Here is a 23,862-nt window from a genome sequence, read left to right on the forward strand (position 1 = left end):
TGCCCATCGACGACGTCCTGCTCGCGCGCCGCCGCCTCGCGCTCGCGACGACGGAGGAGATCGAGGCGATCAATGCGCGCTCCGCCGCGATCGTGCGCCTCGCGGCGACCTCGGGCCTCCTGCCCGAGATCGTCGGCAGCCGCGGCGCGCTCGCGGCCTTGCAGCCCTCTCCCGCGGGGATCCTCCCCACGGTCGGGGAGCGGCACCGGGTCTCGCCCCCGGAATCCGGCCGGCACCGGGGCGGGAGAGCCGTCTGGGTGGACGACGCCCATCATCTTGATCGAGGGGAGCGGGCGTTTCAGGTTCGCCCGATCGGGACAGCTTCAGTATACCCGAACCATGCCAGGCGGATCGCCCGCTCTCGTTCAGGCGGCGGCCCAGGCCGCGCCGGCGGCTTTGCGAAAGGAAACGGCATGACGGTGTCGAGCGACGACGACTTGGCGGGGCTGCAGCGGATCGGACGCATCGTTGCCGACACGCTGGCGGCGATGGGCAGGGCCATCGAGCCCGGCATGACCACGCTCGAACTCGATCAGATCGGGCGGGCGTTCATGGAAGCTGCCGGGGCCCGTTCGGCTCCGGAGACGGTCTACGCCTTTCCCGGGGCGACCTGCATCAGCGTCAACGAGGAGATCGCGCACGGCATCCCGGCCGCCCGCAGGATCAAGCCGGGCGACTTGGTCAACATCGACGTCTCCGCGGAGAAGGACGGCTATTTCGCGGATACCGGGGCGTCGTACGCCGTGCCGCCCGTGACCCGCGCGGTCGAGCGGCTGTGCAAGGACGGGCGCCGGGCGATGTGGACGGGCTTGCGTGAGGTCGGGGCCGGCAAGCCGCTGGCCGGCATCGGCCGGGCCGTGGGCGCCTTCGCGCGAAAGAACGGCTACACGCTGGTGCGCAATCTCGCCAGCCACGGCGTGGGCTTGTCGCTGCATGAGGAACCGACCGAGATCGCGACCTGGCCCGATGCCTCCGAGCGCCGGATCATGGGCGACGGGCTGGTGTTCACCGTCGAGCCCTTCCTGTCCCTCGGCGCCGAATTCGCGGAGGATGGCGACGACCCCTGGACCCTCTACAGCCAGCCGAGAGCCCTCACGGTCCAGTACGAGCACACCGTCGTTGCCACACGCAACGGACCGCTGATCCTCACCATGCCGGGGCATTAGGAGCGCGAGCGGCCCGGACCCGCGATGGCCGCGAGGTCCTCCCGAGCATCATGCGCCGAACCGGTGACCGGCTCGGCGCGATGCCGGATCGACGATCCGGATCGGACCGGGGACGATCCCGCCGCGTGCCGGTCAGGTCGGGAGAGGGTCGATCGGCAACCACTCGGCGGAACCCTGGAAGTGGATGGCGTCGACGTGGTGGAGGACGTCCCGTCCCTCGCTCGCGCTCGAGACCTGATAGCTGCCATCGGGCTTCTTGTGGGCGCTGCAATCCGAGGGCTTTCCGGGCAGCTCGACGTGGTTGACGCCGCCGCCGTCGATGGTGTCGTTCCCCGTGCCGCCGACGAAGACGTCGTTGCCGCCGCCTCCCCGCAGGATGTCATCGCCGCCGGTGCCGAGGATGAAGTCGTCGCCCTCCGTCCCGAGGGTCGGCAGGCTCGGCTTGGCGGCGAGGGCGGAGGTGGCGACGGCGGGATGATCGGCGGCGATGTGCTGGTCGCCGTCGCTGGCCGTGAGCGCGCTCGCCTTCTCGAAGGAGGTGTAGCTGACGCCCTGCCAGGTGAGCGCCCGGCCATGGATGTCCCAGCTGCCATCGGCGAGCGAGGTCTAGCCCGTGGCCTTGGCGGCCGCCGCGAAGGCCGCGGGCTGCTGGGGGTCGAGGGCGATCTCGAGGGTATCGGTGCCCGCTCCACCGGTGATGAGGCCGGCGCCGTCGCGGCTCGTTGTGCCGATCCGCAGCGTGTCGTTCCCCGCCCCCAGGTTGAGCGTCCCGTCGATCTGCCAGTCCCGGCCGATCTCCACCATCTCGGCCCCCGACCACGCCCCCACGAAGGCGCCCTTCAGCGTCAGCCCGTCGCCGATCTTCACCAGCGTGGTGGTGTTGATGCCCAGCAACCTGATCGCGCCGTTCACCGTGACGCCGTCGCCGATCGTGACCGGCACCTCCGTCCGGTCGGCGGCGGTGCCGCTGCCCGCGATGCTGATCCCCGCATCGGAGACGACCTTGTCGCCGAGAGTGAGGGTCTGGGCGGCCTTGGCGCCGCCCCCGTTCATCAGGATGGTGGCGATCCGGCTCTCGTCGCCGATCGTGAGCGTATTGGCGATGCCGCCGGCGCTCATCAGGATGTCGCCGCCGTTGAGATTGGCGCCCTTGCCGAGGCTGAGGCTGGCCGGGCCGGTGCTGGCGTCGAAGTTGAGGGCTCCCGTCCGCAAGGTGAAGTGGTCGCCGGCGATCAGGCTGTTCGCTCCCGCCCCGAAGGTCGCCCGCTGCGCCGGGGTCACGTTCTGGCCCAGGACGATGGCGTCGTCGCCGGCACCGACCTTGAGCGCCGCGACCGTGACGTTGCTCGACGCGTCGTCGTCCTCCGCCCCCCGTGATCGTCACGACGACGGTCTGGGTGGCGCGACCGCCTTTGCCGTCCGAGACCGCTCGGCCGGAGGCGCACCCTCGGCCCGCTCCGTGACATGGGCCGCGAGGGTCGAGCCGGTCACGTCGATGACCGGGGCTTGGTTCAGGCTCGGATCGTCGCGGGCGCCGTTGATCGCGACGACGACCGGGCGGGTCGCCATGCCCGTTATCGACCGTCACGGCGGAGGACGGGGCCCGGACCTCACCGGCGGCGAGGCCGTCGAGATCGGCATCCTTGATCTGGAAGCTCCAGCTCAATTGGCCGTCCGCCGCGGTGCCGAGGGTGAAGGCGCCGAGATAGCCCGGCCCGCCCGCGACGTAGCTCGCCGTGTGCCGGTCCGTGACGTCGGCACCCGTGAAGCCGATCGTGCCGGAGGTCGTCAGCGCGACGGCATTCGCCGGGCGCGCCATCGGAGAGTTCCGTGATGCTGCCCTCCCGTTCTTGGCGATGCGCATCACCCCGTCGGGATCGACACCGACGCGCCAGGTCGCCGTCTCGCCCTCCACGATCGCGTCCTTGGCGACGATGCCGTAGGCTTGGCCGCCCTGGTGGATCATGAACTCGATGTCGTGGCTCTCGCCGACCTGGCCGAGCCAGATCGTGTCGGCCTTGCCGTTCCCGAGATCGAAGATCTTCTGGTTCTTGCCGCCGTTGAGATCGTCGAACCGGGCGGTCACCGCGAGCGCGAAGGCGCCGTCGATCTGCTCGTGGTCGATGTTGTAGACGGTGGTGGGGCCGGCATTCAGGCTACCGGCCTCCTGGAGCGCCACCATGTCGACGCCCATGAGCCGGGCGACCGACGGAACGCCGCCCGTGTCGACCGCGAACAGCATCCACAAGCCGGGAATCGCGACATTGGCCTTAGGAATGGTGGCTTCGATCGTATTGCCGTCGATGATCTTGTGATCGAGTTCGATGAAGCGGACGTCGGCGTTGCCCGCATGCGTCGTGGCGCCGGACTTGATGAAGGTGATCTTGTCGATATCCGACGCACCGTCCACGGTGATGCGGAACGTCGCGCCGGCCTCGATGTTCTTCGGCGCCGCCGCGATCTCGGGGCGATCGGTGTTGATGTTGCCGTCCTTGTCGTGGAGATGGGCAGGCGTCAGGATCTGCGCGTTGGCGTTCTCCTGCGGCCCGGGCGAGCCGCTGACACCCGCGTGGATCGTGCCGTCCGGCAGCAGCAGCGCGGTCGAATGATACATCCGTGCGATCCTGCTGCTCCGAATCCGTGGTCTTGCCGGTCTCGGGATCCCAGAAGACGACCGAGCGCTGCGCATCGGCTGATGGGCGGCTCCGAGGCAGCCGCTCTTGCCGAAGGCTCGCGAATGGCAGGACGCTCCCTGCGCCAGGGCGGGCGCCCAGGCTCAGCAAGCCCCGCCGCCCGTCAGAGCGTCACGATAGGCAACATGCCCCGGCCCCTCGGGCCGGCTGAGCGCCACCGCGCCAGAGTCCAGCAACAGGACATCGCCCAGGAACGCCGCCGGGCAGCCCCAGCAATGCAGGGAATCGGCAAACATCAGGGGGACCGCCGAGACCTCGCCCGAAGCCCCGCAGATCGATGAACTCAGGGGCATGACAGCAGCCATATGCGAAGCGACCTTGATCGCTCCGCTGCCGGCACGCGCGGCTCCGGCCCATTCCAGTCCTTTTGCTGACCCATCACGCCGAGTGATAAACAGATCGTCGATGACGCTCCGATGCCTTACAGATTTTATCGGGATTTATATTACGGCATGTAGTGCGCTGAGCATTTAAAAACTTCCAAACATCGCAAGTTGGCGCTCATCGGGAGCTCGCCATAGTTAAGATGAGAATGAAGAATTCGCCGAAGATCGGCGAGATGTCGGCACGTCTCGGCAACACCGGCATGCGAACGGCTCCGGGGGATGGCACACGGCCGGCCCCGTCGCCCGCCTCACCCGCGGGCGCCGGCGGCAAGGCCCGCGGGAACGGGCCAAGGGCGCCGATGCGCGAGCGGCCGGAGCGAGCCGTCACGCCGGCCGACTTCGAAGTGCCAAAGGATGCGAGGCGACCCGGTGCCGGCCATCAGCCATCGCGCAGGATGAGATCCCCGCAGCCGGGCGAGCGCGTCACGCACTGAGAGACGGGACGGAAGCCGGTGGCGCTCTGCGAGGTCGCTCGATGCTCTGCTGGTGCTGATGGCGGAGACGGAGGGATTAGACGACTAGGATCCGTTAACCCATTCTAGCGACAGCAAGTCCAGGCGATTGCAGCCGTTTCCGGGTCGTATTACGGATCAAACCGGTTCATATCACCCCTGGGAGGGGGTCTGCCGGTGCCCCGCAAGCCTGACAAGGACAAGGCCTACCTCACAGTACACGACGGCGTCTGGCGCGTCTCCATGGGCGTGCCCCGGGAGCTTCGCGACCAGCTCGGCAGCCGCCTCGTCCGGTCCACCGGCACGAAGTCCCTGGGCGAGGCCAAGCTCGCCCGGGACCTCATCGTCCCCCAGTTCAAGAAGAAGATCGAGGATGCCTGGACCGCCCGGGGGGGCAAGCGAAACTCGCTCCTCGCCCTCACCCTGGAGACCCGCAGGCTGCTGGAGACCGCAGACGACAACCTGGCGGACTTCATGATCCAGGGCGCCCAGGAGCGGTACGAGGAAATCCTGAACGAGGGAGCGACCTGGGTGGACGAGCACACGCCTGACGGGATCATCCAGCGGCGCGTCCCCAAGCCGGAGGCGGTCAAGATGGTGTCCGAGATCCGGCGGGTTGCTGCCGGAGACACGCCGATCATCTACTACCACCAGGGCTTCGTCGACTCGCTCAAGATCAAGGCGCGCTCGAAGCTGGACGAGCCTCGCGCCCTCTCGATCCTGCTCGACTGGATGGAGTCGCAAGACATCGAACCGTTCATCGAGAACATCAACAAGCGCAACGCGATCCGCTTCCTCGACTGGCTCGACGCCGACACCAACCTGTCGTGGGCGAGCAAGGCCAAGTATTTCGGCCGGATCAAGTTCTACTGGGCGTGGCTCACCCGGCGCGAATACGCGAAGGAGAACCCCTTCAAGGACCTGAACCTGGACAAGCCCGAGACCGAGCGCGCCGACGACGAGCGGCCCTACACCGACGCGGAAGTTCAGAAGCTCCTCATGGGCAGCCCCATGGAAGGGCGCCGGATGCTCGACGTCATGATGATCGCGGCCCTGACCGGGGCGCGCCTCGACGCGGTGATCGACCTGAAGGTCGGCGGCCTGCGCAACGGGTATTTCACGTTCAAGGCGCAGAAGAAGGAGAGGGGCAGCCGCGACGTCCCGGTCCACCCGGACCTCGACGAGATCGTCGCGCGCCGGATCGCGGGCAAGGCGCCGGAGGACGACCTATTCCCTGAGTGGGGTCCCCCACCCTCTACTTCGGTTAAGCCCCGTTCATCTTACTTCTCGAAGCGGTACACCAAGTACACGTCAGATTTAGGGGTCCGAGACGAAGAGCCCGGCCGCAGGCGAAGCAAGATTAACTTCCACAGCTGGAGGCGCTGGTTCATCACGAAGCTCGAACGCGCCCGGGTCCGGGAGCCCCTGATCGCCGCCATCGTCGGCCACAAGCGCCCCGGCATGACCCTCGGGCTCTACAGCGGGGGGCCCGAGTTCATGGAGGCACAGGAGGCGATCGCCCTCGTGAAGCTCCCCCCGCTCGACGGCTCGCCCATCGTGGAGGAGCGGTCCCTGATGCCACGGAGGCGGTCATGAAATCCCCGATAGCCGGTTCGAATCCCAACCTCTCCGCCAAACCCTAGAGCCCTGCGGCCGCGCCGGGGGCGAGGACCTCCGACATGGCCCACTGGTTCACAGCAGACACCCATTTCCAGCATGAGAGCTGTATCCGCATGTGCAGCCGACCGTTCAACTCGGTCGGCGACATGGACAGGACGCTCGTCGAGCTCTGGAATGCTCGGGTCGGGCCGCGCGATACCGTTTGGCACCTTGGCGACTTCTCGTTCAAGGGCGACCCGACGCGGGACGCGGCGATCTTCGCGGCGCTCAACGGTCGCGCCAAGATCCTGATCCGGGGCAACCACGACAAGCCGCACGTCCTGGCGCTGCCGTGGACCGAGCCTCCCCGGGACCTGGCCGAGGTTTCGGTGGAAGGGACCCGCCTCGTTCTGTGCCATTACGGGATGCGCGCCTGGAAGGGCGCGTTCGGGGGCGCCCTGCAGCTGCACGGGCACACGCACGATCTCCTGCCTCCATCGACGCAGAGCTGCGACGTCGGCGTGGACAGCTGGGCTTACGCGCCGGTGTCCCTCGCCGAGATCAAGTCCCGGCTCGCAGGAGTCCGAGAGGAGCCGGAGGAGATCCGGCTCGCCCGCCTGAAGAAGGGCGGAGGTGGCCCGGTCGACGACGGCTAGGCGTTCCTGGGTGCCCACCGGGCCGCGTGCTCCTCCGCGAACGCCGAGCGCCAGCCGGTCGGCGCGGTCGGTTCGGGGGCAGGCTCCGGCGCCGGGCGGGGCAGCCTCTTGTCGGCGAACTGCTCGACGAGGGCGTCGATGTCGAAGGCCGTCCCGTCGTCGAAGGGGGCGGCCTCGGCCGCGGCGGCCGGCCCGGATTCGAGCGGGGCTTCCCCGGGCGCGTCGGGCTCGCCCTGCGCCGGAGGGGCGCCCTCATCCGACGGCGGGACGTCCTCGCCGGCCGCGATCCGGTCCAGGTCCTCGGCGCGCCGGCGCAGCTCGGCGGCCCCGTCGCGCGCGACGTCGGCCAGGACGGGGAGCATCCACCCCGGGACGGGCTTCGCGCCGTTGGCCCACTGGTTGATCCGCACGCGTGGCACCCCGCCGTCGACGACCTTTTCCAGCCTGTCGGAGAGGGCCTGCTGCCATGACGGCCCGTGCAGATGGGCACCCACGGTCATGAGCAGGCGCTGGCGCCGGGCGCGCTCTTCGGGGGTCAGGCGCTCGCGGGTCTCTGACATGGGGGCACTCCTCAAGGGTACGAATAGTAGCCCCTAAGAGGGCGCGCCGTAAGGGCTCGAATCTGCAACCGTGGACCGAGCCCTTGAAGGGTGCCGGGGCGTGAAGCCCCGGCCCGTTAGTCCCGCAGGCGATCGAGCCGCGCCGCGAAGGCTCGGACGATCGGCAGGGACTCCGCCGAGGCGGGCCCAGTGCGGATGTCGGAGGCCTTCATCCGGTCGATCGGCAGGCACTTCTCGACCACGATCTTCAGCTCGGAGGTCGCGATGTGCGTGGCGCTGCTGACGTAGTTGAGCTCGTAGTCGTAGTCGTCCGGCTCCGCGGCGAGCTCGACGAGCCGGCTCATGAGCGCCTCGCGGCTCTCGAAGGCCTCCAGCACCCTGAGGGGGAAGCGGCCGTAGCCGGAGCTGTCGCAGATGTAGAAGTTGGCCATGATGGTCACCTGAAGGAAGGCCGGTGCCCGGGGCCGGCGGTTGGGACGGGCATCCCTCAGGGGGAGCGTGAGTGCCTGTCGGCCCTCGTCGGGACCGCCCCGGCCGGGGCAATCCGGAGAAGGGCCGGGGCGCGGGGGCCCCGGCTCGTCAGCGAGCGAAAGCGATGACCTCCAGGGCGGGCAGGTCAGCGGCGAGGTTGCGTTCGGCGCGAGCCTTCTCGCGGGCGGCCCTGCGCTCAGCGACGGCCCTCGCCTTTGCGGCGCGCTCGACGATACCCTCGGCGAACGGGATGATGGGGCGTTCGCCGGCGCGCTTGCGCTCCGCCTTCGTCATCACGACGACGATGATGCGGCCGCGCTCGCCGGTCGCCCGCGTGACGGAGAGCGAGGGCTCCGCGCCCAGGCGGTTCAGCAGGGCGTTTCGGCTGTCCCGGTACTTCGTGCCGTAGCTCGCAGCCCGACCGGTCAGCTCCGACCCGGACCAAGTCCCGCAGTCGTTGAGCAGCCCGACCTGGTAGCCGCCGCGGGCGCAGGCGAAGGCGGCGACGCGGGCTTTCGGCGTGATGATCGTGCTCATGTCGATGTCCCTGTGACTGGCTGGCCCGGAGCGGGCAGCTGGAGGAAGGGCCGGGGCTTGCGCCCCGGCGGTCGGCTCAGGAGGGGAGCAAGGTCTCCGGGAGCGGGAGGTCGCGGAACTCGGCGTCGGCGATCTCGGAGAGCAGTGCGTCCAGGGCGTGGGGGCAGGGCTCGTCCGCCGCGGCCGGCTCGGCGGCGAGGTCGTCGAAGTGGAGGTCCATGTCGAAGGTGAGGTCGAGGGGCTGGGGCATCGGGGTCTCCCCGCGAGCAGGTTGCTCGCATGGGTTACTATTTAGTGCCGTTAACGGGATGACGCAAGCCTGATCGGCACTAAAAAGTAACCCTGTGGCGCGCTGCCACAGGGGATCGGTTCAGCCCTTCTTCCGGGGGCCCGGCGACCCGGCGCCGATCGCGAACATGTCCGGCAGCGGCGCGTCCGTGTATCGCTCAATGCGGGGGCACGGCTGGAGCGGCCCGGACAGCTTCGCTCGGATCTCCTCCGCCCATCGCTCCTGCTGGATCACGCGGGCGTCGCGGTCGAATAGCGGGTCGGCGTAGACGCCGCGGCCGGGCACCCAGATGACGCCCATGCAGTCCTGGATTCGGTCGTCGGGGTCCTCGCGGCCGTCGAGGACGGCTTCCAGGTGCGTCGACGTGCAGCCCGCCTGATGCATCCACCGGACGCGAGCGACCTGGCTCCGCAAGGCCTTGCGCAGGATGGCGCGCAGCTCGTCGACGCCGGGCTCGTAGTCCTCGCCGCGTGCCGCGGCGCGCTCCCATTCCTTCACGACGAGGCGGCGGACCGGGTTGCTGGGGTAGAGCTGGCTCATGTCAGGTCTCCTTTGGGTGGGGGTGGAAATCAGAAGGTGTCGGGATCGCGCATGCCGTCGACGCCGGCCCAGTCCGCCAGTAGCGACAGGCCGACGAAGGCAGGAGCCCAGACGGCGGCCCACATCAGGGGGGCCTCGTTCGGCCAGGCCTGCGGAGCGCCGACGGCCCAGAGGACGAACGCCGCGATGAAGAGGGCGCTGTTGGCGCGCAGGAAGACGAGCCCGCACGTCATGCGGATGCACTCGCGCCACGAGGGGTCGGCCCGGAGGTTGGCGGCGGCGGTGGCAAGGAGGCGGCGGATCATCATGCGGTCCTTTCGGCGTCAGCGGCGGCGAGGCCCGCGTCGGCGCGGACCCAGGTGAGAGCGTCCATGGGGGAGATCTCGGCCCGGCGGGCGAGCTCGATCGCGAGGGCCAGGTCCTCGACACCGAGGCGCCCGAGGAACCGGGGCTCGCCCGGGAGCGGGTGGACGCCGATCGACGGGTCCTCGTCCGGGGACCGGGGCGCCACGGGCACGGGGAGCCTGACACCGCCGCGGGGGCGCGTCAGGCCGAGGCGGCGCAGGTGCGTGAAGACGGCCGACTGGCTCGTCCCCCACATTGCGGCGAGGATCTTCGGGCTCGGCGTTTCGGCGTGCTGGACGCGGATCACGTCGTCGGGCGGGACGACCCGCTTCGGGCTTGGCTGCGCTGGAACAGGCATGGAGGGCTCCTCTGGGGCGGGTTCGGGGGCTGGGGGATTGGGGAGGGTCGGGAAAACGGCGAGCACGGCAGTGCGCTCGAATCCCGCGAGCGCGGCCGCGAGCGCGGGTGTCGGCTCGGGAAGCCGAGGCCGGCCTGCGGCGGGCTGCTCCGGCACGAGCGCGAGCGCTGCCACGCAGACGGCGTAGACCGCCTCGGCATGGGCACGTCGGGATTCGATGCGAGCCGCCGCGGTCGCGTCGCCGCGGGCGGCGTCCTTGGAATCCTGCGTGGCCCGGCCGCGCAGCTCGCCCGAGATGCGGGGCATGTCGAGGAGCCCGCGCGCGACGAATGCAGCACGGATCCCGTTGGGCCCCATCCCGGCCGCGACCTCCGCTGCCCGCATCTCGCCGATCGCGTAAGCAGTCTCGATCGCGGCCGCCTCCTGGGCGGGTGTCGAGGCGCGCACGCGGGGCGTGGCCGGCGCGTCCCAGCCGAGGAGGATCCGGCCGACGCGGATGCGATCCGATCGCTCGCGGTCGTGCATGAACCAATACCTGCTCGCGACGGCATCCGGGCCGTGCGAGGCCATGAGCCGGGCGATGGCCTGGGGGGTCGGGAAGGCGTGGATGGAGCGGTCGATGTCGCTCACGGGCGGGTCTCCGCCGACTCGTAGGCCCGGGGGAGCTCCCGCAGTCCGAGAGCGCTCAGGACGCGCGGGGAGATCTCGCGGCGACCCAGGAGCAACTTCGCCACGTAGCTCTGCGAGAGCCCGTGGCGGGCTCCCCAAGCGGCCTGACCGCCGGCGACGTCGACGGCCGCCTTGAGGCAGCGGAGGACGTCCTCGTCATGGAGAGGGGCGCGCTTAGCCATCACCGGGCGTCCCGCAGGCGCTCGCGGCCCCGCTCGTCCGTCGGGAGGCCATAGAGCCGCGCAGCCCGGTTGATCGTCCTGACCTCGACCCCGAAGATTCGAGCGATCCGCTTAAGCGGAACATCACTCATCGCCAGGGCCATCTGCAGCGCCGCTTCGTTCGGCGCTCTCCCGTTGACGAGCTCGCGCAGCTGCAGCTTGCGGCAACGGTACCGCACAGCGTTCTCGCCGACGGCGTACCTGCGGGCGATGTCAGCGTAGCCCTCGCCCGCAGCGAGGTGCTCCCTGAGCACTGCCGGCGCCACTCGGAACTCCTCTCTGCGCACAGTCATCTACACCTCCACCCTTCCACGCTAAGCATCTACGATGTAGCGTCATGCAGTCCATCGTTGTCCCTATCGGTACAACGATTCGGTTCAAAGGGGGAGATGAGTTGTGGCGGAAATGAGCGACAGGGTTAGCGAATGGAGTCCCGATCGGGACTGCCGGCCTACGGTGCGGGTGGTCCTGCGGGCGGGAACGAAGGTCAGCCGCGTCGGCGTCTGGGCCGGGACGAGGACGCAGACCCGAGCGCGGCTCGTGACCGGGTGGCCGTACTATTCAGCGGGGCCGCACTTCCTCGACGAGGCCCGCACCAAGTGGCAGCCCGCCTTCGACCTCCCGATCGGCGAGGTCGTCACGACTTGCCGCGTCCGGGACCCGGGCGAAGGGCAGCTCTTCCTCGTGCGCGAGGGCGGCCTGGAGCCGCTCAGCTACGCCGACGCATGGGACCGCGTGGACCCGGCCGGGGCCGCCGAGCGCGCCCTCGACCGCGAGCACGCCGCCCGGGCCGACGCGTCCCATCTGCCCCGTGAGCTGACCCGATTCGTCGGCGTTCACGGGTTGAAGGACGGGGTCCATCCCGTGGCGATTTCCCATTATTACGCAGAGCGTTGCACGGCCCGGCAGGCCTACTGGCGCAGGGCCACCAGGGCCGAGGTGGAGGCCCTGGGCGAGCGGGGCGCACGTGCGCAGGTGGATACTTGCATGTGACGCGAGCACGCTTCTCGGCAGAGGGGGCCGGCGTGGTGCCGAGCCCCCCGCCAGGAAACCAGTCGCTATGTCGCTCGCCCGAGTCCTCGCCTCGATCGCCCGTGCCATCCGGGGCGCCTTCACCTTCATCTGGGACGCCGTCGACGAGGCGGTCTCCCCCGTCACCAAGCGGATCCCGTGGCTCCGGGACCGCGCCCGCGCCGCCGGCGACGCCCTCGACCGAGGCGTCTCCACCACCGCCGACGTGGTCGCCGCCACGGCGGAGGTCGCGCTGAAGGCCCCGGGCGCCGTCGCCCGCGAGCTGGGCAGCGTGGTCGGGAGCATGCTCCCGGCGCCGCAGATCACCGGCCGAGCCCTCGCGGAGGGCGCGGCGATCTCCGACGACGAGATCCAGAAGATGATGGACCAGGCCGGCGTCGGCGAGGTCATCCCGCACTGCCCGCACGTCGGCGCCGGACACTTCTTGCAGCACGCCGTCGAGGCGTACCGCGATGGCGGCGAGAGGGCCCTCGCGCCGCACATCCGCTGGATCTCCGAGCCCGCGGCCGAGTGGATCCGAGCCCTGTCGCACTCCCAGATCGAGGCCGCGCTCGCGATGGCGCCGGAGGCCCTGAAGCGCCACACGATGCCCGAGAAAGCGTCGGACGTGTCTCCCCTCCTGCCGGAGCTCCTGCCGGTCGGACCGGCGCCAAAGGTCGATCCGACCTTGGTTACCGAAGAGATGAAGGCGGACATCATCGCGCGGGCGCGTCGGAGCATGCGCGGCGAGCGCGAGGGCATCGCGGAGATGATGAAGCGGGGCCCGGCCGCTCCGACGCGCCCGGAGCCGCGCTTCGACGCCACACCCGATGAGGCGCCCGTCTACCGCCGCGGCTACCGCCCGCGGGGCGCCTACTGACCCAACCTAGGGATTCCTGAAACGAGAAGGGCCCGCCGGTCTCCCGGCGGGCCCTTTCCTTTGCGCGGCACCCCGGTCAGGCGACGCCGCAGATCTCCTTCAGGCCGGCGGTCAGAGACTTCTCGGCGCGCAGGGCCTCGCGCAGGAGCCGGATCTCGCGCTGCGCCCCGGCCGCCTCTTGCTCGGCCTGAGCGGCCCGGGCCTCGGCGGCGGCCGCGCGGCGCAGGGCGGCGACCTGGCCGAGGCGGGCCTCCCGCAGCCGGAGGGCGACATCCTCGACCGCGCTGACCTGGCGGCGCTGCTCGCGGCGGATGTCCGACATGGCTCGCTGGATCCCGACATGCAGGCCTGCACCGACCATGCCGAGGCGGGAAGCGCTGTCGAGCGAGAGGTCGGTGGCGATGCCCATCGGGGTGTGTCCTGCGGCTGGTGTAAGCCCAGGAGAATCCACGGGGAGTCCGCCGTCAACGGCCTGCCGTTCGGGAAGGTAAAGGCTTCCCTGGCCCCCGTGGGCGCACGTCAGCCTGACGTCGGCCCGACGTCGGACCTTGTGCGCCTTCCAACATAAGAGAATTCTAAGAACGCTTAAGAGACTCTCGGGACTCAATAAAACGCTGATTTTCGGGGGCCGGGAAAACTTCGTAAAATCGTTTCACCCGTTTTTGGGGCGTTCCCGTACCCCCTCCCAAGGGACCCCGGAGCCGCCCCATCATCCTGTGGATAGAAGGCCCGCCCGATATGGGGAGCACGTGCGCAGTATTGGGTGCAGGTGCTCCCCCTGGATTTTCCTTGTATCCTCGATTCTGTTTAATGGAGTAACGCCAGGACAACCCTTCGACCCATTTTCCACTCGCCATAGAAGGGGGGCGCACGTGCCCCTTGCTCTTCAGGTCACCTGGTACGGCAGGGAGATGTCGAACCCGCTGAGGTTGGCATCCTGGAGGAGCGCGCCGGGGTCGAAGTACGTCCCGCCGAGATCAGGCGCTTCCTTGTTGGCGGCTGGCCGTCCCCTGCCTCGCTGACGAGAGCCTGCCGCCGTTCCTCGACGGGTCGAGGCGTCGAGCCGGCCATCCGAGGAGAGCGAAGCGGCGTCGGGCCCCCGCATGTGACCGGCCGCGTGGACGGACCCGGTCCGGTTCAAACCCGCAGCCGTAGCAGCCGCAATACGCCGCCTTCGCTGCCGCGGAGGACGAGCAGGGAATGCATCGACTACGCGAGGCACCCGACCCGCCTGCTTGAGACCTGCGCGGGGTGGAATCCCCTGCGGTAGGCGCGGTCCGGCTCACGGCGGAAGTCCGCGACAGGCGGCATCCTCGCAACCCCGGGGTGGCGCATGTCGGTCACGCTCTCGCTTCGAGCCGATGACGGACGCGGTCGGGGTTTTCAGCGGCCCAAGCCGGATCTTGGCTTCGCCCGCGGCCGGGCAGGCCTCGGGTCGCCAGCTCAAGCCGCCGTCAGTGCTTTGCGACCGGTGCCGGGATGGCGGGCGGCCGTCCCGGCGGCGCGGGCGTCCGCGGGCTGTGGCCGCACGACGGCCCGCGAGACCTCGTCGAACCGGGCCCTCGCGTCCGACCATCCCTGCACGAAGTCGAACAGCTCGCGCAGGGCCGGCGAGATCTCCTTGTAGGCCGCGAGCGCGGCGACGAGGGCTCCGAGCGAGAGACGGTCTTGGATGACCAGGTAGCCGCCGACCGAGAAGAAGAAGAACGGCGTCAGGTTGGCCGTGTAGTTGTAAAGGCCCTTGAGCCGGCCCTTGAGGTCGGCGATCTCGACGCGCACCCGCTCCAGCGCCTCGGCCTGGCGCATCTGCCGTAGCAGGGTCGAAGGATGTCCGGCCGGCCGGTTCTCAGGCCCGGTCAGGAGGCCGCCGAGCGCCCGGGTCGCGTGCACCCGCTCCCGCACCTTCGCGTTCAGGCGCCGCTGCAGCCGCGGCAGGAGCGAGAGCTGCACCGGCAGCATCACCATCGCGGCCAGCGCCAGGGCGGCATCCTGGAGGAGCAGGAAGGCGAGGCTGGTCAGGAGGGTGCCGCCCTGGACGAAGGGCACAGCCACCAGGCCCGCGCCGGCGTAGCCGATGGGCTCGACCTCCTGCACGGCGACGGCGGCCAGCGCGGCGCGGCGCTCGGGGGACAGCTCCCCGCGGGCCCGCCGGAAGACGGCGAGCCGCAGCCGGCGCACGAGGCGCTCATTCAGGCCCCCGCGGGCCCGGTTGACCGCGTACTTGGCGAGGCCGCCCAGCGTCAGCACGGCGAGGTAGCTCGCGCATAGCGCGAACAGCAGGCCGACGCGGCCCAGTTCGAGGCCGAGAAAGGCCATGCCGGGATGGCCGTCGCCCTCCGCGTCCGCCAGGGCGTGGTTGATGATGTGCTTGGGAATCTCCAGCACGAGCCAAGCCGCCGGGAGCGTCAGAAGGGAAAGCAGCAGCAGCCTCAGCTGCGGTCGGAGCGTCGCCTTCAGGACGTAGCGCTCAAGGGGCCAGCCCTCGTGGCTTCGCGCGCCGGGACGCCGGTGCCGTCCGCGCAGCCGTCGCCAACCGAGGCGGAGTGCCAGCCCTCCCGTCCAGGCCGGCGCCACGACGAGGACGAGGACCGAGACGAGCTCCATCCACCAATGGCCGTGGGGACCGTCCAGGCCGGCGACACGGTGGATCAGGTCGTGGATGACGACGGGCGTGAACAAGGGTGGCACCGCGACGAGAGGGTGGATGCAGGCGGGGCGGGGTCCCGCCCTGGGACCGTGCCGGATGGGAGGGCGTACCGGCCTACATGCGTTTCTTGATGCCGGAACCGACGAGCCACCAGTTGATGGGGTAGCTGGTCAGGAATCCCGCGACCATGGCGAGCTGCATGGCAGCCCAGAGCTCTACCGAGTTCACCGGGGCCCGCTGCCCCGGAGGTGCGGGAACAGGTAGAACTGCGCGAAGGCCATGAAACTGTATATGCCGACCTGCCAGGCGATCAGCGAGGCGGTATCCGCCTTCACGGCCGCCACGAGGCCCTCGCCGGGGGAGAGCCCCCGCATCGGCACGATGGCATAATACTGGAACACGATCCCGAGCGCGTAGGCGAAGACGAAGTCCAGCACCCAGACCGCGTACATCTTCTCCTCGAACAGGGAGTGCCAGCCGAACCAGACCGCCACCGCCGGCACCAGGAAGGCGAGCCACTCGGCGGCGACGTCGCCCAGCATGCAGCCGCTGCCGCAGTGGAGCGCGCCCTTGCCGACCATCACCGGGAACGGCGTGCCGGTCATGTTCGGCGGCTCCCCGCCCCGCTCCTTGGCGTGGTGGTGCGCCTCCATCGTGGCGAGGCGTCCGTATCGGAAGTAGGCCCACACCACGGCGGCAGTTCCGAACAGAGCGCTGACCGGCCAGACCACGTTCATCACGGTCATGTGCTGCGGGTGGCGGATGACCTGCACCGACAGCAGCAGGGCGCACGCGGCCCCTAGCAAGAGGGACGCGACGGTGAGGGCGTGTAGCCAGGTCGGAAACATGGAGGCTCCTAGCGGGCGGACGAAGGATCGAGCTTCGTCGCCCGCAGGCGCAGGGCGTTGCCGATCACGCTGACCGAGGAGAGCGCCATCGCCGCGGCCGCGATGACCGGCGAGAGCAGGATACCGAGGAACGGGTAGAGGATGCCCGCCGCAACCGGCACGCCGGCGGCGTTGTAGATGAAGGCGAAGAACAGGTTCTGACGGATGTTGCCCATCACCGCCCGCGACAGGCGCCGGGCCCGCACGATGCCGAGGAGGTCGCCTTTAAGCAGCGTCAGGCCGGCACTCTCGATGGCCACGTCCGTGCCCGTGCCCATGGCGATGCCGACGTCCGCCGCGGCGAGCGCGGGAGCGTCGTTGACGCCGTCTCCGGCCATCGCGACGACCTGACCGGCGGCCTTGTGGCGCTCGACCACGGCGGCCTTCTGGTCGGGCAGCACCTCGGCCTCGACCTCCTCGATGCCGAGCCGGCGCGCCACGGCATCGGCGGTTGTGCGGTTGTCCCCAGTCAGCATCACGACCCGGATGCCCTCGGCCCGAAGCGCGGCGAGCGCCTCGGGCGTCGTCGCCTTGACGGGGTCGGCGATGGCGATGACGCCGGCCACGCGCCCGTCGACGCCCGCGAAGATCGCCGTGGCGCCGTCGCGCCGGAGCTCTTCGGCCTCGGCCGCGTGGGCCGAGACATCGACGCCCTGCTCGCGCAGGAAGGCGGCGTTGCCGAGGGCCACGCGCCGGCCCTCGACGGTGCCGAGCGCACCCTTGCCCGTGGGACTGTCGAAATCCACCATGGGGGCCAGGCTGATGCCCCGCTCCTCGGCCGCCTTGACGATGGCCACGGCCAACGGGTGCTCGCTCGCGCGCTCGACGCTCGCCGAGAGGTGCAGCACGGTAGCCTCGTCGAAGCCGCCCGCCGGCACCACCCGCGTCACGGCCGGCTTGCCCTCGGTCAGCGTGCCGGTCTTGTCGACCACCAGCGTCGTGACCTTTTCCATACGTTCAAGCGCCTCGGCGTTCTTGACGAGGACGCCGGCCTGGGCGCCACGGCCGACCCCAACCATGATCGACATCGGCGTGGCGAGCCCGAGCGCGCAGGGGCAGGCGATGATGAGCACCGCCACCGCGGCCAGCAGCGCGAAGGTGAAGCGCGGTTCCGGCCCGAAGGCCATCCAGGCGACGAAGGCCACCGCCGCCACGCCGATGACCGCCGGCACGAACCAACCGGCGACCTGGTCGGCGAGGCGCTGGATGGGCGCGCGCGAGCGCTGCGCCTCGGCCACCATCTGGACGATGCGGGCCAGCATGGTGTCGCGCCCGACCTTGGTGGCCTCGACGACGAGCGAGCCGGACTGGTTGAGGCTGCCGCCGATGACCGCGCCGCCGACCTCCTTGGTGACGGGCATCGATTCCCCCGTGACCAAGCTCTCGTCGACGGAGCTGCGACCCTCCACGACGGCGCCGTCGACCGGCACCTTCTCGCCGGGCCGCACGCGCAGGCGGTCGCCGACGCCAATGGCGTCGAGTTGCACCTCCTCATCGGTGCCGTCGGGCCGGATGCGGCGGGCCGTCTTCGGCGCGAGGTCGAGCAGCGCGCGGAGGGCCCCGCCCGTGCTCTCGCGGGCCCGCAGCTCCAGCACTTGCCCGAGCAGCACCAGAACCGTGATGACGGCCGCCGCCTCGAAGTAGGCCGGCACCGCACCGCCATGCCCGCGCAGGGCCTCTGGGAAAAGCCCGGGCGCCAAGGTCGCGACTACGCTGTAGAGCCAGGCGACCCCCGTCCCGAGAGCGATCAGGGTGAACATGTTGAGGTTGCGGCTGCGGACGGATGCCCAGCCGCGCACGAAGAACGGCCAGCCGGCCCAGAGCACTACCGGGGTCGCCAGCGCGAACTGGATCCAGTTGGAGGTCTGCTGCCCGAGCCGCTCGGTCAGGCCGAACAGGTGGCCGCCCATCTCCAGCACGAACACGGGCAGGGTCAGGACCAGCCCGATCCAGAACCGGCGGGTCATGTCGACGAGCTCCTCGCTCGGGCCCTCGTCGGCGCCGATCATCGCCGGCTCCAGGGCCATGCCGCAGATCGGGCATGCCCCGGGGCCGACCTGCCGCACCTCCGGGTGCATCGGGCAGGTGTAGATCGTGCCCTCCGGTACCGGGTCGGACTTCTTCGCGGCTTGGCCGGGGTCGATAAAGCGGGCCGGGTCGGCTTCGAACTTGGTCCGGCAGCCGTTCGAGCAGAAGTAGTAGGGGTGCCTCTCGTGCTCGGCCCGGTGCCTCGTCGTATGCGGGTCGACCATCATCCCGCAGACCGGGTCCTGCACGCGGTAGGCACCGGCGTCGTTCGCCGCGATGCCGGCTTGGTCGCCGTGCGCATGGCCATGTGCGTGCCCGGCATGGCCGTGGCCGCCCGCGCAGGCGTAGCCTCCCGGGGCAGGATGGTGTCCCTGTGGCGCGTCGCTCATGACCGCTCCCTCCGCATGACCTAGGGCCCTGCCGCCGGACCGCGAACGGTCCGGCGGCCGCCAATGCCTTACTGCTGGCCTTCCTTCTTGGCGTTCTTGTCGAGCCAGGACGTGAGCTCCTTGATGCTCCTCTCCTGCTCCTGGATGGTCTTTTCGGCGATCTTCTTCGCCTCGGGATTGTCGCCGTTCCGCAGCCCGACTTGGGCCATCGCGATGGCGCCCTGGTGATGGGGGATCATGGCGCAGATCCAGGCGACGTCGGCGTCACCCGCCATCATCCCCTGCATCATGGGGCCGTTCATCTGCATCATGGCGTGCTGCAGGCCCTTCTGCGCCGCGGTCGCCTGGGTGCCCATGCCCTGCATGGCCTGGGACATGTGGCCCTGCATGTCCTTCATCATGGCGTCCTTGCCGGTCGACGCGGCCTTGCAGGCCGCTGGCAATTCGAACGAGGGGCCCTGCATGGAGCCGTGATCGTGCTCGGCGGCAAGGGCCGGAGCTGCGCAGGCGAGCGCGATGGCGAGGGTAAGGGTACGGACAAGCATCGTTGCCTCCTCAAGTCGGGTGCCGGGATGGCCGGGATGGCCTCCCGGTCAGGGTTCAGGCCGCCATCTTCCGGCAGCTCTCGGCGCAGCGGCGGCACTGCTGGACGCAGTCGTCCATGTCGCCGACCTGCTCGCAGCTCTTCGCGCAGGCCTCGCAGACCTCCGCACAGGCCCGGCAGGTGTGCCTGTGCTCGGGGGTGCCGGTCAGCATGAGGTGCGCCGAGGTCCGGCAGATCTCCGCGCAGGCCATCATCAGCCGGAAGTGTGCCGGCTCGACGTGCTTGCCGCCGGCCGGGAGGCAGTGGTTCGAGGCCATGCCCAGGCAGGTCTGGTAGCAGCGCAGGCACTCGTCGATGCAGGACTGCATCTCGCTCGACATCTGGTGCATTCAGGTACTCCGTCGTTGCAATGTTGACGCAAACGGCATGACTGGAGAACTGATTCAGAATAAAATAAGTCAGCAAGTCATGACCTGAAATACAAACTCCCGGAATACGATCGCGTTCAGAAATAAATACTCTGAACGCTCACGAATTTGGGAGCCTGACGCTGCTCAGGCCGGGCGCCCTCACTGGGTGCCCTTCTTCTTCAGGAAGGCCTCCATCTGGGCGATCTCGACGTCCTGGGCCTTGATGATGTCCTCGGCCAGCTTCCGGATCTCGGGGTCCTTGGAATACTGGAGGGCGACCTTGGCCATGGCGACGGCCCCCTTGTGGTGGGGGATCATGCCGCGCACGAAGTCGACGTCGACGTCGTTCGTGTAGCGGATGTCCATGTCCCGGTGCATCTCGGCGCCGACGTCCCGGAACGCCTTGGTCGCCGGCGTGTCCGCCTTGTCCGACGCGGCCATCGCGGCGTGGTCGTGCCCGCCATGCCCGGCATGGTCGTGGGCCTCGTGCGCCACGGCGATGCCCGAGAGGCCGAGGGCCAGGGCCGCGGCAGCGAGGGTCGAGGTCAGGGTCTTCATCGAAGGATTCTTTCTGGTGCGAGGGATCAGTTGAACTTGCCGCTGGCGGTCGCGCCGTCCGGGCCGGTGAGCTGCACGGCGCCCTTCGGGCTCTCGCCGAGCGCCGCCGCGGCCTTGCCGGTGAGGCGGTTGCCGTCGGCGGGCTCCAGGGGCACGCGGGCCGGCTTTCCGCCGACGACGAGGATGGCCGTGCCCTTGAAGCCCGCGGCCGACACCGGCTTCTGACCCTCGTCGGACAGGAACACGTCGACGGTCTCGCCCTTGGCGACGAGCTCGACGTGGAACTTGCCCGCGTCCGTCACCCGGCCGCCATGCTGTCCGGAGGTCTCGTGGGCGCACACGGCCGTCGCGGCGAGCAGGCTGGCGACGAGGGTCACTCGGGGAAGGATCATGGAGGGTCTCCTGGGTTGTGCGGGTCAGTAGGCGTCGGCCGGGCGTGGGCGCACGCCGTCCGGGGATGGGTGGGCCGGCGCCTCGGCGTGGAGGGCGCGCAGCCGCTCCAGCGGCCTGCGGCCGAAGCGCAGGAACAGGACCGGGGTCAGGAAGGTGTCGAGCAGCGTCGCGCTGACGAGGCCGCCGAAGATCGTCACCGCGACCGGGTGCAGGATCTCCTTGCCCGGGCTTGCGGCGTCGTAGAGCAGCGGCACCAGCGCGACGCCGGCCGAGAGGGCCGTCATCAGGACCGGCGTCAACCGCTCCAGGCTGCCGCGCACGACGAGGTCGGGCCCGAACGGCACGCCCTCGTGCAGCGACAGGTTGAGGTAGTGGCTGATCTTGAGGATGCCGTTGCGCGCGGCGATGCCGGTCAGCGTGATGAAGCCGATCATCGACGCCACCGACAGCGGCTGCCCGACCAGCCACAGGGCCGCCACCGAGCCGATCAGGGCGAGCGGCACGTTGCCCATGATGATGAGCGCCAGCGCGGCCGAGCGGTAGCGGCTGTAGAGGATGGCGAAGACCAGAGCCAGGGACAGGGCGGAGAGCGCGCCGATGGTCCGGCTCGCCTCCTCCTGCGCCTGGAAGGTGCCCTCCAGGCTGGTGAAGAAGCCCGGCGGGAGCGGCTCCTTCGCCACGGCCTCGCGGATGGCCGCCACGACGGTCGCCATGTCGCTCTCGCCGTTGGTGTTGGCCTGGACGACGATGCGGCGGCGGGCGTTCTCGCGCAGGATCTGGTTCGGCCCGTCCGTCTCGCGGATGTCGGCCACCTGCTTCGCCGGCACCCAGCCCGAGGGTGTCTCCAGCAGCAGGTCGCCGAGGCCCGTGGTTGTGCGGCGGTTTTCCGACAGGCGCAGCACCACGTCGAAGCGGCGCACGCCGTCGACGACCGTCGAGACCACCCGCCCGTTCGAGAGGCGGCTGATCTGCTCGACCACCGCCGCGGGCTGGACGCCGTAGAGGGCCGCCCGGGTGTAGTCGACCCGCACCTCAAGCTGCGGGATGCGCACCTGCCGCTCGACCTGCAGGTCGACGAGGCCCGGAATCGCGGCCATCCGCTCGCGGAGCGCGTTGGCCACCCGGCGCAGGGCATCAAGGTCCTCGCCGAATACCTTGAGCGCGATCTCGGCGCGCACGCCGGAGAGCATGTGGTCGAGCCGGTGCGAGATGGGCTGCCCGACGTTGACTGCCACCGGCAGGGCCGCGAGGCGCCCGCGGATGTCGGCGACGAGCGCCTCCTTCGGGCGCTTGGCGCCCTCGTCGAGCGCCACCTCGATCTCGGAGGAGTGGACCCCTTCCGCGTGCTCGTCGAGCTCGGCCCGGCCGGTGCGACGGCCAACTGCCTTCACGCCCGGGACGTCCAGCAGCAGTTTTTCCGCGATCAACCCAACCCGGTTGCTCTCGGCGAGCGAGATCCCCGGGTTGAAGGTCATGTTGACGGTGAACGAGCCCTCGTTGAACGGCGGCAGGAACGCGCGCGGCAGGTTCCAGGCGGCCACGCCCGCGGCCACGACGGCCACCACGACGCTGCCGACCAGCAGGCCCTGGTGCCGAAAGGCGACTTGCAGGAGGGCGGCGTTGCCGCGCTTGAGCAGCTTCAGGAAGCGGCTGTCGTGCTCCTCCAGGTTCTTCAGCCCCGGCAGCAGCAGGGATGCCAGGACCGGCGTCAGGGTGATGGAGGTGAGCAGGCTCGCCAGGATCGAGATGATGTAGGCCTGCCCGAGGGGGGCGAAGAGCCGGCCCTCGATGCCTGAGAGCGCGAAGAGCGGCACGAATACCAGGATGATGATCAGCGTCGCGTAGACGATGCCGGAGCGGACCTCGTTCGAGGCCTCCACCACCACCTGGAACACGCTCTTCGGGTTGCCGGCCCTCCGGTTCTCGCCGAGCCGCCGGTAGATGTTCTCGACGTCGACCACTGCGTCGTCGACGAGCTCGCCGATGGCGATGGCCAGACCGCCGAGCGTCATCGTGTTGATGGACAGCCCGAACAGGTGGAACACCACCGCGGTCGTCAGCACCGAGACCGGGATGGCGAGCAGCGAGATTGCCGTGGTGCGCACGTTCAGGAGGAAGGCGAACAGCACCACCGCCACCACCAGCACGGCCTCGACGAGGACGCGTTCCACGTTGCGGATCGAGGTCTCGATGAAGTCGGCCTGCCGGAACAGGACCTGGTCGGCCTTGATGCCGGATGGCAGGGTCGGCGACATCTCCTTCAGGGCGGTCTCGATGCTGCGGGTCAGCCGCACCGTGTCGACGTCGGGCTGCTTCTCGACCGAGACGATGACAGAGGGCTTGGCCATGTAGCCGGCATCGCCCCGCTTCACCTTCGCGGCGAAGGACACCTCGGCCACCTGGCGCAGGTGGACAGGCGTGTCGGCGACCGTCGCGACCACGAGGTTGCGCAGGTCGTCGAGGCTCATGGTCCGGCCGATGTTCCGGATGAGGTACTCGCGGGAATGCTGGTCGGTGAAGCCGCCGCCCGCGTTGGTGCCGAACTGGGCCAGCGCCGTCTCAAGCTGGGCGTTCGTCACCCCGAGCGAGCGCATGGCGGCCGGGTTCGGGCTGACCCGGAACTGGCGCACCTCGCCGCCGATGGGGATGACCTGCGCCACGCCCGGGATGGTGAGGAGCCGGGGCCGTATGGTGAAGTCGGCGACCTCGCGCACCTGCATCGGGGACGCGGTCTCGCTCGTGACCGCCACCAGCAGGATCTGGCCCATGATGGAGGAGATCGGCCCCATCACCGGGGTCACGCCCCGTGGCAGTTGGTCCTGCACCAGGGCCAGCCGCTCGGCGACCTGCTGGCGGTTACGGTAGATGTCCGTGCCCCAGTCGAACTCGACGTAGGTGATCGACAGCCCCACGCCCGAGACCGAGCGCACGCGGGTGACCCCGGGCAGCCCGTTCATCCGGGTCTCGATGGGATAGGTGACGAGCTGCTCGACCTCCTGAGGGGCGAAGCCTTCGGCCTCCGTCATGATGGTGACGGTCGGCTTGTTGAGGTCGGGGAAGACGTCGACCGGCAGCTTGGTCGCGGTGAAGGCGCCGTAGAGCACCAGCACCGTGGCCATGGCGAGCACGAGCAGGCGGTTGCGGATCGACTGGCTGACGAGGAAGGTGAACAT

General features: G+C 69.8%; 25 protein-coding genes and 2 pseudogenes. 5 read left to right on the top strand and 22 right to left on the bottom strand.

All coding sequences use genetic code 11. From position 1 onward, the window contains the following. Positions 1–413: 413 nt before the first annotated feature. On the top strand, positions 414–1,166 hold the full coding sequence (map, locus tag ACE101_RS00670) for a type I methionyl aminopeptidase (protein ID WP_379138410.1): 753 nt from the start codon (positions 414–416) through the stop codon (positions 1,164–1,166). Positions 1,167–1,298: 132 nt separating this feature from the next. Here map and ACE101_RS00675 read toward each other — a convergent pair whose 3' ends face one another. From ACE101_RS00675 to ACE101_RS00690, 4 genes and pseudogenes are all read right to left on the bottom strand, one after another. After that, complete coding sequence (locus ACE101_RS00675) at positions 1,299–1,745, bottom strand: hypothetical protein (protein WP_379138413.1); 447 nt, start codon at positions 1,743–1,745, stop codon at positions 1,299–1,301. A gap of 27 nt (positions 1,746–1,772) precedes the next feature. Then, on the bottom strand, positions 1,773–2,447 hold the full coding sequence (locus tag ACE101_RS00680; protein WP_379125608.1) for a hypothetical protein: 675 nt from the start codon (positions 2,445–2,447) through the stop codon (positions 1,773–1,775). A gap of 99 nt (positions 2,448–2,546) precedes the next feature. Continuing rightward, positions 2,547–2,735, bottom strand: coding sequence for a hypothetical protein (locus tag ACE101_RS00685; protein WP_379125609.1), 189 nt, complete (start codon positions 2,733–2,735; stop codon positions 2,547–2,549). A 685-nt stretch (positions 2,736–3,420) separates the two neighbouring features. Further along, positions 3,421–3,855 (bottom strand): annotated as a pseudogene (locus tag ACE101_RS00690) (galactose oxidase-like domain-containing protein); the annotation flags it as partial. Positions 3,856–4,874: 1,019 nt separating this feature from the next. On the opposite strand from ACE101_RS00690, the gene ACE101_RS00695 reads away from it, so the two are divergent. Together ACE101_RS00695 and ACE101_RS00700 are read left to right on the top strand one after the other, a co-directional pair. Further along, positions 4,875–6,293, top strand: a complete 1,419-nt coding sequence (locus ACE101_RS00695) for a site-specific integrase (RefSeq protein ID WP_379125610.1) — start codon at positions 4,875–4,877, stop codon at positions 6,291–6,293. Positions 6,294–6,376: 83 nt separating this feature from the next. Further along, positions 6,377–6,952: a metallophosphoesterase gene (locus ACE101_RS00700; RefSeq protein ID WP_379125611.1), complete on the top strand. Its 576-nt coding sequence runs from the start codon at positions 6,377–6,379 to the stop codon at positions 6,950–6,952. Here ACE101_RS00700 and ACE101_RS00705 read toward each other — a convergent pair. The 9 genes from ACE101_RS00705 to ACE101_RS00745 all read right to left on the bottom strand — a co-directional run bounded on the left by ACE101_RS00705 (position 6,949) and on the right by ACE101_RS00745 (position 11,235). Continuing rightward, entirely contained in the window at positions 6,949–7,512 is a 564-nt protein-coding gene (locus tag ACE101_RS00705) for a hypothetical protein (protein ID WP_379125612.1), read from the bottom strand. The two genes, ACE101_RS00700 and ACE101_RS00705, sit on opposite strands and share 4 nt — an antisense overlap. A gap of 116 nt (positions 7,513–7,628) precedes the next feature. Then, entirely contained in the window at positions 7,629–7,943 is a 315-nt protein-coding gene (locus tag ACE101_RS00710; RefSeq protein WP_379125613.1) for a hypothetical protein, read from the bottom strand. Positions 7,944–8,091: 148 nt separating this feature from the next. Then, positions 8,092–8,520 carry a hypothetical protein gene (locus tag ACE101_RS00715; protein ID WP_379125614.1) on the bottom strand — a complete coding sequence of 143 codons (429 nt, stop codon included), beginning with the start codon at positions 8,518–8,520 and terminating at the stop codon, positions 8,092–8,094. 76 nt (positions 8,521–8,596) lie between these two features. Then, the gene (locus ACE101_RS00720) at positions 8,597–8,770 is read right to left on the bottom strand and encodes a hypothetical protein (protein WP_379125615.1); all 174 of its coding nucleotides are present in this window, start codon (positions 8,768–8,770) and stop codon (positions 8,597–8,599) included. A gap of 120 nt (positions 8,771–8,890) precedes the next feature. Then, entirely contained in the window at positions 8,891–9,349 is a 459-nt protein-coding gene (locus tag ACE101_RS00725; protein WP_379125616.1) for a hypothetical protein, read from the bottom strand. A 29-nt stretch (positions 9,350–9,378) separates the two neighbouring features. Then, complete coding sequence (locus ACE101_RS00730) at positions 9,379–9,654, bottom strand: hypothetical protein (RefSeq protein WP_379125617.1); 276 nt, start codon at positions 9,652–9,654, stop codon at positions 9,379–9,381. Then, positions 9,654–10,682, bottom strand: coding sequence for a hypothetical protein (locus tag ACE101_RS00735; protein WP_379125618.1), 1,029 nt, complete (start codon positions 10,680–10,682; stop codon positions 9,654–9,656). Before ACE101_RS00735 ends, ACE101_RS00730 begins: the two co-directional genes overlap by 1 nt. Next, complete coding sequence (locus tag ACE101_RS00740) at positions 10,679–10,903, bottom strand: hypothetical protein (RefSeq protein ID WP_379125619.1); 225 nt, start codon at positions 10,901–10,903, stop codon at positions 10,679–10,681. The genes ACE101_RS00735 and ACE101_RS00740 overlap by 4 nt, the downstream gene beginning before the upstream one ends. Then, on the bottom strand, positions 10,903–11,235 hold the full coding sequence (locus ACE101_RS00745) for a hypothetical protein (protein ID WP_379125620.1): 333 nt from the start codon (positions 11,233–11,235) through the stop codon (positions 10,903–10,905). The genes ACE101_RS00740 and ACE101_RS00745 overlap by 1 nt, the downstream gene beginning before the upstream one ends. Positions 11,236–11,398: 163 nt before the next feature. On the opposite strand from ACE101_RS00745, the gene ACE101_RS00750 reads away from it, so the two are divergent. Continuing rightward, complete coding sequence (locus ACE101_RS00750; RefSeq protein ID WP_379125621.1) at positions 11,399–11,935, top strand: hypothetical protein; 537 nt, start codon at positions 11,399–11,401, stop codon at positions 11,933–11,935. A 67-nt stretch (positions 11,936–12,002) separates the two neighbouring features. Then, positions 12,003–12,833 carry a hypothetical protein gene (locus tag ACE101_RS00755; RefSeq protein ID WP_379125622.1) on the top strand — a complete coding sequence of 277 codons (831 nt, stop codon included), beginning with the start codon at positions 12,003–12,005 and terminating at the stop codon, positions 12,831–12,833. A 76-nt stretch (positions 12,834–12,909) separates the two neighbouring features. Here ACE101_RS00755 and ACE101_RS00760 read toward each other — a convergent pair whose 3' ends face one another. From ACE101_RS00760 to ACE101_RS00800, 9 genes and pseudogenes are all read right to left on the bottom strand, one after another. After that, positions 12,910–13,242: a hypothetical protein gene (locus tag ACE101_RS00760; RefSeq protein ID WP_379125623.1), complete on the bottom strand. Its 333-nt coding sequence runs from the start codon at positions 13,240–13,242 to the stop codon at positions 12,910–12,912. A 1,034-nt stretch (positions 13,243–14,276) separates the two neighbouring features. Further along, on the bottom strand, positions 14,277–15,521 hold the full coding sequence (locus ACE101_RS00765; RefSeq protein WP_379125624.1) for a 6TM ABC transporter family protein: 1,245 nt from the start codon (positions 15,519–15,521) through the stop codon (positions 14,277–14,279). Positions 15,522–15,594: 73 nt separating this feature from the next. Continuing rightward, positions 15,595–16,328: pseudogene (locus ACE101_RS00770) on the bottom strand (DUF4396 domain-containing protein). An 8-nt stretch (positions 16,329–16,336) separates the two neighbouring features. After that, positions 16,337–18,784, bottom strand: coding sequence for a heavy metal translocating P-type ATPase (locus ACE101_RS00775; protein ID WP_379125625.1), 2,448 nt, complete (start codon positions 18,782–18,784; stop codon positions 16,337–16,339). Positions 18,785–18,852: 68 nt separating this feature from the next. Continuing rightward, positions 18,853–19,329 carry a DUF305 domain-containing protein gene (locus tag ACE101_RS00780; RefSeq protein WP_379125626.1) on the bottom strand — a complete coding sequence of 159 codons (477 nt, stop codon included), beginning with the start codon at positions 19,327–19,329 and terminating at the stop codon, positions 18,853–18,855. 55 nt (positions 19,330–19,384) lie between these two features. After that, entirely contained in the window at positions 19,385–19,717 is a 333-nt protein-coding gene (locus tag ACE101_RS00785) for a four-helix bundle copper-binding protein (RefSeq protein ID WP_379125627.1), read from the bottom strand. A 180-nt stretch (positions 19,718–19,897) separates the two neighbouring features. Further along, positions 19,898–20,296, bottom strand: coding sequence for a CopM family metallochaperone (gene copM / locus ACE101_RS00790; RefSeq protein ID WP_133089789.1), 399 nt, complete (start codon positions 20,294–20,296; stop codon positions 19,898–19,900). A gap of 26 nt (positions 20,297–20,322) precedes the next feature. Continuing rightward, the gene (locus ACE101_RS00795) at positions 20,323–20,688 is read right to left on the bottom strand and encodes a hypothetical protein (protein ID WP_379125628.1); all 366 of its coding nucleotides are present in this window, start codon (positions 20,686–20,688) and stop codon (positions 20,323–20,325) included. Between the two features lie 24 nt (positions 20,689–20,712). Beyond that, a complete protein-coding gene (locus tag ACE101_RS00800) occupies positions 20,713–23,862 on the bottom strand; it encodes an efflux RND transporter permease subunit (protein WP_379125629.1) in 3,150 nt (1,049 codons plus the stop codon).

Source organism: Methylobacterium carpenticola, assembly GCF_042748905.1.
GTDB classification, from domain to species: Bacteria; Pseudomonadota; Alphaproteobacteria; order Rhizobiales; family Beijerinckiaceae; genus Methylobacterium; species Methylobacterium carpenticola.